Origin of the sequence: [Clostridium] symbiosum ATCC 14940 (assembly GCF_000466485.1) — a bacterium.
GTDB lineage: Bacteria > Bacillota > Clostridia > Lachnospirales > Lachnospiraceae > Otoolea > Otoolea symbiosa.
Genome location: NZ_KE992865.1, coordinates 1 through 13,439 on the forward strand (window position 1 = coordinate 1; position 13,439 = coordinate 13,439).

Here is a 13,439-nt window from a genome sequence, read left to right on the forward strand (position 1 = left end):
GATGTAAAGATATCAATAGCAGCGGAATATTGTCTGGTCTAAAACATAGATTGCCTGCAACGGAGCAGTTTGACTGTAATATTTCAACTATGCTTACTCGCAAATGTACAAACGAGGTTGTAAATCATCCAGAAATTTATAAATCTTTTCATAAAAAAGCTTGTTTTGATTACATAGATTTGGAGAAAAATCCTTACTATAAAATAGAGTTTAGGGTGTTGAGAATTCCTATATCCGAAGATACTTACGAATGTGTAATTACCAATCTTCCCTCTATAGAATTCAATGCCGAAGAAATAAAAAAACTATATGCAATGAGGTGGGGCATCGAGACTTCTTTCAGAGAACTGAAGTATGCAGTTGGATTAACAAGCTTTCATTCAAAAAAGAGCGAGTATATAACTCAGGAGATATGGGCAAGACTTATCTTATATAATTTCTGTGAGATAATCACAGCCCACGTTACTATAACCAAATGTACGAACAGGCACGTGTATCAAATCAATTATACATTTGCCATACACATATGCAAATATTTTATAAGTAAAATGGCGGAGAAATCTCCGCCAGATGTAGAAGCATTGATAAGTAAAGAAATTTTACCTGTTCGTCCTGGACGTCACGACCCTCGCAAAGTCGATCACAAGAAAGCAGTTAGTTTTCTATACAGAGTAGCTTAACATCAAATATAATATACAACTTTTTGAAGCAGATGAAAACATCTGTTTCATTGTGTTGCTCAAAAAATCCATAGTGCCGCAAAAAAGAATCACCCTATCCTTGTTTTTAATAAAAACAGAAATAGGGTGATAATTATGTCTTGTTATCTTAATGACATTGCCCGTCCGCTGGCCGTACCGGCGGCGTCCTCACTTGCTTAATTAAAATTGTTCAATCAGTTTGTTATAAGGTTATATCGAATAGGAAGTATACATAAAAAGTTATATGAGTTATAATCAATATATAATACAAACCGGTATCGGCCGGAAAGGGGGGAGAAAAGAATGGTTCAGGAAATACTTGAACAGGCGATGGAAGAGGGCAGGAAAGAGATTGTCCATGGGGAAACAGCTTCTTATATACCGGAGCTGGGAAATGTGGATAAAAATCATCTGGGAATCTGTATCTATACCGCCGGCGGCGAAGTTTTCAGCGCGGGGGATACCGATGTCCGCTTCACAATCCAGAGTATCTCAAAGGTGATATCCCTGGCAGCAGCTCTGGAGGTCTGCGGTTTTGATAAGGTTTTCGCAAAAGTGGGTATGGAGCCGTCGGGTGATGCTTTCAATTCGCTGGTAAAGCTGGATCTTACCAGCAACTATCCATATAACCCGATGATTAATTCAGGCGCAATCGCCGTGGCCAGTTACCTGATGCCGGTAGTCAGTTTTGAGGAGATGCTGCAGTTTTCCAAGAAGCTATGCCTGGATGCGGAAATCATTCTGGATGAGAAGGTTTTCCAGTCGGAGATGACGCACAGCGCAAGAAACAGGGCGATTGCCTATTTGCTGGAGAGTAAGGGGATTATAGAAAGCGATGTGGAGAAAAGCCTTGATCTCTATGTGAAGATGTGTTCTCTGGGAGTGACGGCAAAAAGCCTGGCCGGACTGGGAATGGTTCTGGCCGGAGGAGGCATCCACCCGGTTACAGGGGAGCGCCTGCTTGATGCGGATGTCGTCAGGGTGGTGAAGACGATTATGCTGACCTGCGGGATGTACGACGGTTCGGGGGAGTTCGCCGTTCATGTGGGAATTCCGTCGAAGAGCGGTGTCGGAGGAGGAATCCTCTCAGTAGTCGAAAAAAAGATGGGTATTGGTATTTACGGTCCGGCGCTGGATCAAAAAGGGAATAGCATTGCGGGTGGATCTATGTTAAGATATCTGTCGGAGAAGCTGCGGCTGCACATGTTTGCCGAAGAATCTATCTAACTGCTTCAGATGAGAAAATCCGGTGAAACGGGTTCAGCCGGGAATGGTGGGTTTGAAGCTGAAAAAAGAAAGGGAAGGTGTATATATTGTACGCAGAAATTATTGGATTACTTAGCAATTGGCTTTACAGTTACATACTGATTATTCTGCTTTTGGGGGCAGGAATCTTTTTTACGGTAAAAACGAAATTTATCCAGTTCCGTTATTTAAAAGAGAGTATCCGGGTTGTAAAGGAGCCGAAAGATGATGATAAATCCATCTCATCCTTCCAGGCATTGATGGTTTCCACCGCATCGCGTGTCGGTACCGGTAATATTGCCGGAATCTCCACGGCTCTTTGCATCGGAGGTCCGGGAGCCATGTTCTGGATGTGGCTGACCGCTCTTCTCGGCAGCGCCTCCGCGTTTGTGGAAAGTACGCTGGCTCAGATTTATAAAAAGAGGGCGGACGACGGAAGCTCTTACGGAGGTCCGGCTTATTATATTCAGGCAGTGCTGAAAAAGCGCTGGATCGGCATTCTGTTCGCCGTTGTTTTAATCGTTACCTACATGGGCGGTTTTAATATGGTTGCGGCTTTCAATATTGCCGATACATTCAAGGCTTACAGCTTTTACGATGCGTCCATGACGCCAAAAATCGTGGGAGGCGTTCTGGCAATCGCTTTTCTGATCTGTATTTTCGGAGGCGGCAAGCAGATTTCAAAGGTTACCGGCGTGCTTGTTCCGGTGATGGGAGTATTTTATATCGCAGTTTCACTGTTCATCGTCATTACACATATCAACCTTGTTCCCGGCATGATTGCAGATATCGTAAAGGGCGCATTTGACTTTAAGGCAATTTTTGGAGGCTTTGCAGGTTCCGCCATTATGCAGGGAATCAAGAGAGGATTATTCTCCAACGAGGCCGGTGTCGGTTCCGCTCCGAACGCGGCGGCATCAGCCGGCGTATCCCATCCGGCAAAACAGGGGCTTGTGCAGATGCTTTCCGTTTATATTGATACGATTGTAATCTGTACGGCTACGGCCTTCATGCTTCTTTGCTCCGGCGTTGAACCGTCTAAAGAGATTGCAGGAATGAGCTACGTACAGGCGGCTGTGGCAAATTCCCTGGGAGGCTTCGGCACAATTTTCATTACGGTGGCCCTTTGTCTCTTTGCATTTACTACACTGATCGGCAACTTCTACTATGCGGAGATGGGGCTTGGCTACATCTGCAATAAGACACCGGGCAGCACATTAATACATGCATTCCGTATTCTCGCGGCAGTCATTGTCTGCTTCGGCGCTACGATGGAATTCAGCGTAGCCTGGGATACGGCCGATGTTCTGATGGGTCTGATGGCGATAATCAACCTTCCGGTTATTATTCTTCTCGCGAAACCGGCGATTCTCTGTATGGACGACTACATTAAACAGAAAAAAGCAGGAAAGAATCCGGTATTTAAGGCAGCGGATATCAATCTCGAAGATGATACCGATTTCTGGAAATAAGACATAATCAAAAGGATGTATCAAATGCCGTTTTGCATTGTCAGGCATTTGATACATCCTTTTTGCCTTCTTTGCTGGAATGCACAGAAACTGCATAAAACGCAGTTTCGCGCCGTGTAACTCGGGATTTTCGCGCAGAAAACACACGAAAACACCTCGCGGGACATAACCGTGTGAACAGTAACGAAAAATTCTTACACTTCCTTTAATATTATGCACACTCTTTGACAAGCGGTATAAAAAAAGTTAAACTGGTTAAAAGATGAAATAATAAAATAGAGGTGAGCATTGTGAGAAGACTAGAAATAAAACGGAATATTAAAACATATACGGCAGCGGCGGCAGTCACAGCTTTTGCCGTTTTTATGCCTCTGGCGGCGACAGGCTGCAGCCGTCAGGCTGAGGTAGATGCGACGGCTGCGACCGTCCAGGGAGAAAGCGGCGCAAAGACAGAGTCAGACTTGGCGGATTTAAAAGAAGATACACTGACGGCAATCGGAAGTGCGGATACGATGGTGGAATCGGGAAGCCATCTGTTTTTCAAATACCGTGGAGGCATATGGAGTCTGGATAAAGAGACCGATAAGCTGGAACAGATTAAAGAATTTGCCGAAGGGGAGTTGAATGGTTCCTTTTGGGTTTACAGGGGAGGTCTTTATTATGACATAAATTCCGCAAAGGGAGAGGATTCGGCGAGGATGTACGCCCTTTACCGGCTGGATTTGGAGACTGGAGAGGAGACACATCTGACTGATTTAGTCAATCAGGCATCGGGAATTTATGCTTCCCGGGATGTTCTATACGTAAGCGGGTATAATCTGAATCAGACATTTACTCTGAAGGAGGACGGAAGCCTGGGCGAAGAGCTTCCGGTGGAGAAAAGTATATTCGGACGGATACCGGACGGCTGCAAGGAGCTTTACAGGGGAGTCCTGCCCTATATGGTGGAGCATTACGGATATATGCCGGTACAGAATGACAAATGCCTTGTAATTGCCAATGAGGACGGCAGCGGTGCAAGAGAAGTTCCGGAGGTCACAAATACCTCCTCCGTTCTGTTTGATAAGGGATTTTTCTTTGTGTTATTCCAGGACGGAAACGGCAATACACAGTGTTACCGGTACGACTCAAAGACTCTTGAGAAGACAATGCTGTTTGAATCACCGGATAACCCGCAGTTAATCCAGTACAGGGACGGGTATCTCTATTTCAGGACGAATAAAGCTTATCAGACTGTCAGTGAGGGAACGCAGTTCTATAAAGCCGAGGTGGCGACCGGGGAAGTTTCAAAGGCGGCGGCTATCATGACAGAGCCGGGAACACTGAATATGTATGACGATACCGGCAACTTTTTTGTGACAGGGGATGCCGTCTACTGTCAGGAGATAAAGGATTACGGGGTTTACATCGGCAAGACATTGCTCAATGCAAACGATGGCGGAGAGAAGACACTGATTAAACCGGCTCTCTATCAGTCGCCGATTAATAAGCTGGGACACGTGGAGGCGGAAAAGAAAGAACTGCCGTGTTCCTGCGGCGACAAGACAGCGCTGGAGATGTATGTGGAGAAGCTTGTATTCGATGGTGACGGCGATGAGATCCGTGCGATGAATAAAGTTATGGAGGAGCGGCAGCAGGCGCTTCTTAAATCAGGTGACGACATGGTTTCCTATCTGGATGAAGCGTGGGTTCACAGTTCCGACTTCCGGACCACAACCCTGACATACGAAATCGCCGGGATTAATTATCTCGATGCGCGTTATGTCTGTGTAGAGGCGGACGGATACGAGTATTCCGGCGGGGCACACGGCAATCCGTTCAGAGATTACTTTGTCTTTGACCGGGAAACAGGAAAGCAGTTAACGCTCAGCGATATCGTCGGCAATCCTGTCGAGGAGCTGCAAAAGATTGTCAGCAAGGCATTCCGTGAACTGGCTGAAAAAACAAACTTTGCATTCGAAGCGCCTGAGGATTTGGAACATACGGTTGCAGATGACGTGAGCTATGATTCAAAATTTTACCTGACGCCCGAAGGCTTGGTATTTTATTACACTCCCTATGAGATAGCGCCTTATGCGGAAGGCTTTCCGGAAGTGACAATTCCGTATGGCGATTTAGATATGAAGATTGAAATAAAAACAGAAAGCTAAATGAATCTCATTCCTGAAAACCTATGATAATTCAGACAGCATAACTGTTGCCGGATGCCCGCCGCCACTACATTTTCGCACGGTCAGCGCAGTCAGTGCGCAGACCTGTCTGAACTGTTACGAAAACCAGCGAATGCGGAATAACTGACGTAAAAAAATTCTTTACGAATATTCCAGTCTATGGCATAATATGTAGAAGAAACTTGCAGAATAAGCGCAGGAGGATACGGTGGCCGAAGTATCGTGCTACAGGTTTCTTCCTGCGCTATTTTCCTGCAGTGGAATATCCAAAAGAAAATGGGAGGTAGAAATGGAAAGTCATCGCATTATCCAAGTTGAGGAAAAGGTTCCGTTTAATCTGTTGGTTCCCCTCAGTATTCAGCACATGTTTGCCATGTTCGGTGCTTCGGTGCTGGTACCGTTTCTGTTCGGTATCAATCCGGCAATTGTTTTATTTATGAATGGTGTAGGAACACTGTTGTTCATTCTTGTAACTAAGGGGAAGGCTCCTGCTTATCTGGGTTCCAGCTTTGCATTTCTCGCACCGGCGGGAATTGTTATCGAAAAATTTGGTTACGCCTATGCGCTGGGCGGTTTCGTCGTAGTCGGATTCTGCGGCTGCATTCTCGCTTTTATCATTTATAAGTTTGGTTCGGAGTGGATTAATATCGTACTTCCCCCTGCTGCCATGGGGCCGGTAGTGGCCCTGATTGGACTCGAACTGTCGGGGACGGCCGCAGGCAATGCCGGTCTTCTCGATGAAGCAGTCGATCCTAAAAATATGATTGTATTCCTTGTAACGTTAGGCGTGGCCGTATTCGGTTCCATCCTGTTCAGGGGATTTTTGTCTGTTATACCGATTCTGATTGCGGTTATTTTGGGATATGTGGCTGCTATTATCTGCGGACTGGTGGATTTCACACAGGTTGTGAATGCGCCTATATTTGCCATTCCCAATTTTTCTTCTCCCAAATTTAATCCGGAGGCGATCATGATTATCCTGCCGGTCATTCTTGTCATTACATCTGAGCATATCGGCCATCAGGTAGTGACCAGCAAGATAGTGGGCCGCGATCTTTTAAAGGATCCTGGACTCCACCGCTCTTTATTCGGAGATAACTTCTCTACGATGCTGTCCGGATGTATCGGCTCTGTTCCGACTACCACCTATGGTGAGAATATCGGCGTCATGGCGGTTACGAGAGTTTACAGCGTGCGCGTTATTGCGGGCGCGGCCGTTCTTTCCATCGTATGCTCTTTTATCGGCAAACTGTCCACTTTAATCAGCACGATCCCGGGCCCGGTCATCGGCGGGATTTCCTTTTTGCTCTACGGTATGATTGGCACTTCGGGCCTTCGCATCCTGGTGGATTCCAAAGTGGATTACGGCAATTCCAGGAATCTGGCGCTGACCTCCGTCATATTTGTGACGGGTCTTTCCGGAATCAAGGTCAGCATCGGTAATATCCAGATGACGGGAATGGTCCTGGCCTGTGTGGTCGGAATGATTTTAAGCCTTATTTTCCATCTATTGGAACGGTTTAAGCTGACGAATGAATAGGGATTCCCATTGAAAAGATCGGCAATAACAAGTATAATAATCAAAGGAGAATTAAACAGGAAATAAACAGGAGGAAGATCGGGATGGAATCAGTAATCAGGAAGAATGCCAGCGGCGGAAAAGGTGAAATCTCAGTTAAATATATTCTGAATGAAGAGGAGATGAACGGAAAGGGAAAGATGTTCTCGGAAGTGACCATTGCCCCCGGATGTTCCCTTGGTTATCATGAACATGTGGGCAACAGCGAGACCTATTACATTATCAGAGGTGAGGGCGAATACAATGACAATGGTACAATCCGTACGGTAGTACCCGGAGACAGGACTTTTACCCCAAGCGGTTTCAGCCATGGGATGGCGAACAACGGGGATACGGATCTGGTATTCATGGCGTTGATTATTTACGATTGATACTGGGAAAGCGGTTAAGCTTTCTGCAAGGCGGGCCGCTGCACATTCAGGTACAGCGGCCTGATTTATCGGAAGAAAAGGGGACGGAGATGAGAAGGAAGTCAGGGGGCCTGAGAGAGAAAAACGGAGGGATAAGAGAAAATGCCGGCGGCAGAAAGTTTCAGATCACTCTGTTCGGAGGCATCGTGCTGGTGGGACTGCTGGTGATGACAGTAAAGACACGGACCGGCGCCGAAGCCGTACTTTTTAATAAAAATTCGGAGATAACGCTTTATGCGAAAGCGACGGTAGGGGCGGAACCGGCATTAAACGCCGCCAAATTCTTCCCCGACGAAAAACTCGATCCGGCTAAATTCAGCTATGATCTGAGCGAATGTGATTTTAATACACCTGGGACATATCGAATTCCGGTATATTACGGCCAGGAGGAAACGGACTGTGTGATACAGCTTGAAGTATATTCATCCGGCCGCAAGGTACCGGAGACAACGGGGAGCATGAGCGGTGATTCCCTGAGAAACGGAACCGGGCAGTCTGAAGGGGAGACTGCAGATTGATTATTCAGAGGTAAAAGGAGGCATGGGATGAAATTCTTTCATATCTCAGATTTACATATCGGCAGGCAGATGAACGGATACAGCCTGAGGGACAGCCAGGAGAATGCGCTGTCCCGGATTATAGCGTATGCGCAGTCCGAGAAACCGGACGCGGTGCTCATCTGCGGCGACATCTATGATAAATCGGTGCCGTCCGCCGATTCCTATACGGTGTTTGATTCATTTTTAATCCGGCTGTCCTCCATCCGGCCGTCCATACCGGTTCTGATTATAGCAGGTAACCATGATTCACCGGAGAGGCTGTCCTATGCCTCTTCTTTTTTAGAGCGCCATCAGATTTACATATCGGCTTTACCGCCGTCGTCTCCGGAGGACAGGCTTAAGAAGGTGACATTTGAGGACAGATGGGGAAAAATTAATTTTTATTTATTTCCCTTTATCAAACCGGGTTATGTGCGCCATCTATTTGAGGAAGGGGCTGTTACCGGCTATGACAGCGCCTTTCGCGCTGTTCTCAGCAGGGAAGAGATAAACGGCGGGGAGCGGAACGTCATTCTGGCCCATCAATTTTTTACCTCGGGGGACAAGGGGCCGTCGCTTTGCGATTCGGAGTCTGCGATACTGACTTTGGGCGGTCTGGATCAAATTGACGTATCTGCACTGGCGGACTTTGATTATGCCGCACTGGGGCATCTGCATGGTCCTCAGAAGGTGGGCAGGGAGGATGTCCGCTACAGCGGAACCCCGTATAAGTATTCGGTCAGCGAGGAACGCCACCGGAAAGCAGTCACCGTTGTTACCATGGAAGAAAAAGGAGTGGTAAAAATAGAGAGTCTGCCTTTGGAATGTGTTCCTGACGTGAGAAGACTGCGGGGAACCCTGACGGAAGTCCTGGCTATGGCCGATTCAGATAACTGCCATGATTATCTCAGCATTACCTTGACGGATGAGGCGGAGGTGTTCGATCGGAAGGAACAGCTTGAGGAGATGTACGACCATATTCTGGAAATACGCATTGACAATGAAAGAACCAGAAGAAAGCTGCGGGAAGACGGGGAAAAGATAGAGGTTCCCGATCCGTTTGAGGCATTCGGCCTGTTCTACGAGGCGGTCCGTCATTGTCCGATGACAAAGGAACAGAGGGAAATGATGTACAAGGTGATTGAAGAGGCAAAGGACGGGGAGGTGGGCAGATGAAGATAGGGGAGTTTGCCAGAGTCTGCAATGTCACAAAGGATACGGTCCGCTATTATGTCAATATCGGGCTGTTGATACCGAAGATGCAGGGCAGCCAGATGAGCTTTGAAGAGAGGGAGTATGCGGATTTTAACTACATCCAGAAGCTCAAGGGGATGCGCTTCAATATAAAAGAGATCCGGGCATTTCTCTATCTGAGACGGATGTCCAATATGATTGAGCCTGCCACAATCGATGAGTGTGTGAAACTGTTGGAGGATAAAAAAGAGTGTCTCACCGGCGAACTCAAAATGCTCGGAAACAGCATTCATCTGATTGAGGACGAGATTGAGAATTTTAATAAGAGGAAGAATGCCGCTAAGAACGAACGTACGGGTGTGCCTGTCGGTACGATTCCGCTCCTGGTATGTCCCAATTGCAGACAGCATCTGCACATTGAAAATGCGGAAATTAACTACAAGTATATTTATGAGGGAATACTCAGTTGTCCCTGCGGCTACCATGCGACAATCGAGAACGGTATAGTCAGGACGGAAAATATATATGAAGGAAGTCATGACCGGCCTGATTTGCGCCGGAAACTATACCATGATATAGGAGAGGACTGGGAAATCTATGTGCAAAAATGCAGTGATGCCATAATAGAACGGATTGACAGAGGTGACTGGAACGGAAAGGTAATAATGGAAGCGAATGTCAATGGTTTCTTCTTTACATACAATAATATCCATCAATTGCCCAGGAACTGTACCTATATTATCGTTGACAAATATTATGAAGTCCTTGCCATGTATAAGGAGCTGTTCGAACAGCTGTTTCAGGGGCTGGATATCCTCTATATCGCGGATGCTTCAGAACGGTTTCCTCTTCAGGACGGCTGCATCGACTTATTTCTGAGCTTTTATGGAGAGATGGAATATTCTCTTTATCACAAGAATACGCAATTAGAAGATATCCTTCACCTGATGAAACCCGACAGCCTGGTTGTAGGGGGGATTCAAAGCCTGGAGAAGGAAGCGAAGAGCAGACGCCTGCTGCTTGAGCGGTATCCGGAAGGGAATGAAAGGCGGATTAACAAGGAATTTCTGGAGGAAGATTATAAGAAATGCGGCTACCGGATGTCTGCTGCAAAGGTGGGACAGATTATGAAGACAGAGGATCACCATATGTATACCTGTCATCTTGACGGAGAACCGCTGACGATTTATTATTTTGAGGCTGAAAAAGAGGGCTGAATTGTTATGCTGAATCTTTAAAAAGTGGAGTTTACTCCACTTTTTTGCTTTTTTTATCTGGTTATGGGGATTGACATTCAGCAGACTGCAGGTTGTAGGATGGGAAAATGCGAAAGAACAGATAGAAAGAGGAGATGCATATGGGAAGAATACTGACAGCGGTTATGATGGTTTTTTTTATTGCCGGAGCGGCAGACAAGGCGCTGCTGAAAGGAAGACTGGGGCTGGCGGCGGAATTTGATAAGGGATTCAATTCGACCGGCTCACTGACAATGGCAATGGCGGGAATCATGTGTATTGCCCCGGTGGCCGGAAAAATTCTTACACCCCTGGCCGCCCCTGTTTTCCTGAAAATCGGGGCGGACCCGGCTATGCTGTCCGGAATCCTGTTTTCGGTCGATATGGGAGGCTATCCGCTGGCCGTGGCTATGACGGATAACAGTCAGGTGCAGATTCTTTCCGGTGTACTTCTGAGCGCCATGATGGGTTCTACCGTTATTTTTACAATCCCGGTGGCCTTGAGTATGTGCCGTGATGAAGATCGGAGACCGGTTTCAAAGGGGGTGGTTCTGGGAATTATTGCGATTCCCTTTGGGCTTATTACGGGGGCTTTGACTGCCGGGCTGCCCGGACGGATGATTTTGACCAATTCGGTGCCGGTTATTGCCATAGCCGCGGCACTGGCCGTTATTTTGACTGTTTTTCCCGAACCGACACTGGCCGGCTTTAAAACATTCGGGGATATACTGAAATGCATCTGCATACTTTCCCTGACGCTGGCGTCGTTGGAGGAGGCGCTTGGGATTACGCTGCTGCCCGGAATGGATCCTTTGGGGGAGCAGTTGAAAATAATCGGGCTGATCGGAGTGACGCTGGCCGGAGCATATCCGTTTATCCGTGTACTCAGCAGGTGCATGTCCCCAGTGCTGCGCCGCGTGGGGAAGATACTGGACATCAGCGATGCCTCAGTGGCCGGAATCCTTGCCTCCCTTGCCAATCCTCTTCCAATGTTTGACCTGATAAGCGAAATGGATGACCGGGGCAAAGTGGTGGCGATGGCCTTTGCCGTTCCTGCTCTTGCCGTATTCGGAGATCATATGGGCTATGTTTCGGCCGTATGTCCTGATGCCGTAATCCCACTGGCGGCTGGAAAACTGACCGCAGGCATAGTCGGACTGATTCTGGCGGAAATCTTTGAGTCTGCTCCTCTTTTTCCGTCCAAACGAAAAGAAATTGTAAAAAACAGGAGCCGAATGTAAAGTTTTCGAAAAAATTACAGAAAAATACTAGTTGACATGGAGCTGTCCCAACATGATAGCGTTAAGACATACAATTACTGAATCCCGGGAATGGTAAAAGTAAATGAAAAAGTCAAGCAGACAAAGGAGGAAGTAACATGAGCAATCCTATCTTAACGTTTACAAATTGGGTGTGGGGATATCCAATGTTAATCTGGCTGGTGGGTGGAGGCATCTTTTTGTCCTTCCGTTACAAGTTTATACAGTTTACAAAGCTGGGATTTGTACTTAAGAACACAATTGTAAAAGCGTTTAAAGGCGGAGAAATAAACAGCGACGGCAACAAAATTTCAGGCTATAAGGCGGTGACGGGAGCGCTCGCATCGACGCTTGGGGCCGGAAATATCGTGGGAACGGCAATCGCCATAGGCTACGGCGGCCCGGGCGGCGTGTTCTGGCTGTGGCTGACAGGCCTTTTTGCCTGTGTAATTAAATATAGCGAGGTAGTTCTCGGTATGAAATACCGTCAGCGGGATAAAGAGGGAAAATGGTTTGGAGGCCCTCAGTATTATCTTCCGAAGGCGACAGGGTGGAAGTGGATTGGATTTGCCTATGCTATCAGCTGTGCTTTCTGCCTGTTCCTTGCAGCTTCTGCCCAGATCGGCTCCGTGGTTGATACCGTTGAGACAATTCACATTCCGCGTATCGTATCGACAGCCGTGCTGATTATTGCAGCGGCCCTGATTGTACTTGGAGGTCTTACAAGGCTTTTGAGCTTTACGGAAAAAATCGTGCCGGTCATGAGCGTGATATATATGGCGGCCGGCCTTGTCGTCATTGTATTAAATGCAAAAGAACTTCCGGCAGCATTTGCGTCTATTTTCCAGTATGCATTTACAGGCCGTGCCGCTGTCGGAGGTTTCGGAGGCGCGACGCTTGCCATGTGCATCAGATGGGGCGTGTGCCGCGGTGTCTATTCGAATGATTCGGGTACCGGAGTTACCACAATTACCCATGCGGCAGCAGATGTGAACCATCCGGTTCAGCAGGGAATGTGGGGAATCTTTGAGGTATTCTTTGATACAATTGTCGTATGCAGCGTTACATGTCTGGTGATTCTGACAACCGGCGTGTGGCAGACGGACGCATCAGTATCCACGCTCACCATTGCAGGATTCCAGAAAGCGCTCGGTCCTGTGGCAGGCGGATTTATTGTCTCTCTTTCCCTGACATTATTCTGCTTTACCACAGCGGTGGCGCAGACATTATTCGGATGTGATCAGCTGGTGAAAATTTTCGGGGAAAAGGCTGGAACATGGGGAAAATACGTTTACCTCGGACTGATGTTTATCGGAGGCATGGTTGGAATCAGCGCCCTGATTAATTACGTGGATTTCGGCTCCTTCCTGATTATATTCTTTAATATGATTGGTGTTTACCTCTGTCATGGGGAAGTCAGGAAGCTGACGGAAGAATATTTCTCGGATACAGAAAAATGGGAGACACAAAAATGGCAGCCTTGGGTTGAAATGGAAGAGAAGGACATAAGAAGCAGCCATCACGAATAGACGAACAGAAAAAATATTAACAAATGGAGGAAGAAACATGAAACCATTGATAGGCATCACATGTAATTATGATTACAGGGATGAGATTGGGAGCGTATCCCATAT

11 protein-coding genes are annotated in these 13,439 nt (G+C 47.1%); all 11 read left to right on the forward strand.

All coding sequences use genetic code 11. The features are described 5' to 3' along the window. Positions 1–680: transposase (locus CLOSYM_RS07560; RefSeq protein ID WP_021641652.1), on the forward strand; the 680-nt coding region annotated here is incomplete at its 5' end. A gap of 324 nt (positions 681–1,004) precedes the next feature. Beyond that, positions 1,005–1,928 (forward strand): glutaminase A, encoded by a 924-nt coding sequence (gene glsA / locus CLOSYM_RS07565; protein WP_021641653.1) that lies wholly within the window; start codon positions 1,005–1,007, stop codon positions 1,926–1,928. Positions 1,929–2,014: 86 nt separating this feature from the next. Next, a complete protein-coding gene (locus tag CLOSYM_RS07570; protein WP_044902245.1) occupies positions 2,015–3,418 on the forward strand; it encodes an alanine/glycine:cation symporter family protein in 1,404 nt (467 codons plus the stop codon). A 290-nt stretch (positions 3,419–3,708) separates the two neighbouring features. Further along, complete coding sequence (locus CLOSYM_RS07575; RefSeq protein WP_242828652.1) at positions 3,709–5,568, forward strand: RsiV family protein; 1,860 nt, start codon at positions 3,709–3,711, stop codon at positions 5,566–5,568. 310 nt (positions 5,569–5,878) lie between these two features. After that, positions 5,879–7,129, forward strand: a complete 1,251-nt coding sequence (gene uraA / locus CLOSYM_RS07580) for a uracil permease (RefSeq protein ID WP_021641656.1) — start codon at positions 5,879–5,881, stop codon at positions 7,127–7,129. A gap of 83 nt (positions 7,130–7,212) precedes the next feature. After that, positions 7,213–7,539, forward strand: a complete 327-nt coding sequence (locus CLOSYM_RS07585; RefSeq protein ID WP_003498548.1) for a cupin domain-containing protein — start codon at positions 7,213–7,215, stop codon at positions 7,537–7,539. A gap of 89 nt (positions 7,540–7,628) precedes the next feature. Then, a complete protein-coding gene (locus tag CLOSYM_RS07590; protein WP_242828653.1) occupies positions 7,629–8,096 on the forward strand; it encodes a hypothetical protein in 468 nt (155 codons plus the stop codon). Between the two features lie 27 nt (positions 8,097–8,123). After that, entirely contained in the window at positions 8,124–9,293 is a 1,170-nt protein-coding gene (locus CLOSYM_RS07595) for an exonuclease SbcCD subunit D (protein ID WP_021641658.1), read from the forward strand. Continuing rightward, positions 9,290–10,528, forward strand: coding sequence for a MerR family transcriptional regulator (locus CLOSYM_RS07600; protein ID WP_021641659.1), 1,239 nt, complete (start codon positions 9,290–9,292; stop codon positions 10,526–10,528). The genes CLOSYM_RS07595 and CLOSYM_RS07600 overlap by 4 nt, the downstream gene beginning before the upstream one ends. Positions 10,529–10,668: 140 nt before the next feature. Beyond that, positions 10,669–11,787, forward strand: coding sequence for an ethanolamine utilization protein EutH (locus tag CLOSYM_RS07605; RefSeq protein ID WP_081697057.1), 1,119 nt, complete (start codon positions 10,669–10,671; stop codon positions 11,785–11,787). A 137-nt stretch (positions 11,788–11,924) separates the two neighbouring features. After that, complete coding sequence (locus CLOSYM_RS07610) at positions 11,925–13,334, forward strand: alanine/glycine:cation symporter family protein (RefSeq protein WP_009296239.1); 1,410 nt, start codon at positions 11,925–11,927, stop codon at positions 13,332–13,334. Positions 13,335–13,439: the final 105 nt, after the last annotated feature.

Coding starts and splice junctions, on each gene's coding strand:
- glsA (WP_021641653.1), top strand. CDS start 1,005: ATGGTTCAGGAAATACTTGAACAGGCGATGGAAGAGGGCAGGAAAGAG.
- uraA (WP_021641656.1), top strand. CDS start 5,879: ATGGAAAGTCATCGCATTATCCAAGTTGAGGAAAAGGTTCCGTTTAAT.
- CLOSYM_RS07585 (WP_003498548.1), top strand. CDS start 7,213: ATGGAATCAGTAATCAGGAAGAATGCCAGCGGCGGAAAAGGTGAAATC.
- CLOSYM_RS07590 (WP_242828653.1), top strand. CDS start 7,629: ATGAGAAGGAAGTCAGGGGGCCTGAGAGAGAAAAACGGAGGGATAAGA.
- CLOSYM_RS07595 (WP_021641658.1), top strand. CDS start 8,124: ATGAAATTCTTTCATATCTCAGATTTACATATCGGCAGGCAGATGAAC.
- CLOSYM_RS07600 (WP_021641659.1), top strand. CDS start 9,290: ATGAAGATAGGGGAGTTTGCCAGAGTCTGCAATGTCACAAAGGATACG.
- CLOSYM_RS07605 (WP_081697057.1), top strand. CDS start 10,669: ATGGGAAGAATACTGACAGCGGTTATGATGGTTTTTTTTATTGCCGGA.
- CLOSYM_RS07610 (WP_009296239.1), top strand. CDS start 11,925: ATGAGCAATCCTATCTTAACGTTTACAAATTGGGTGTGGGGATATCCA.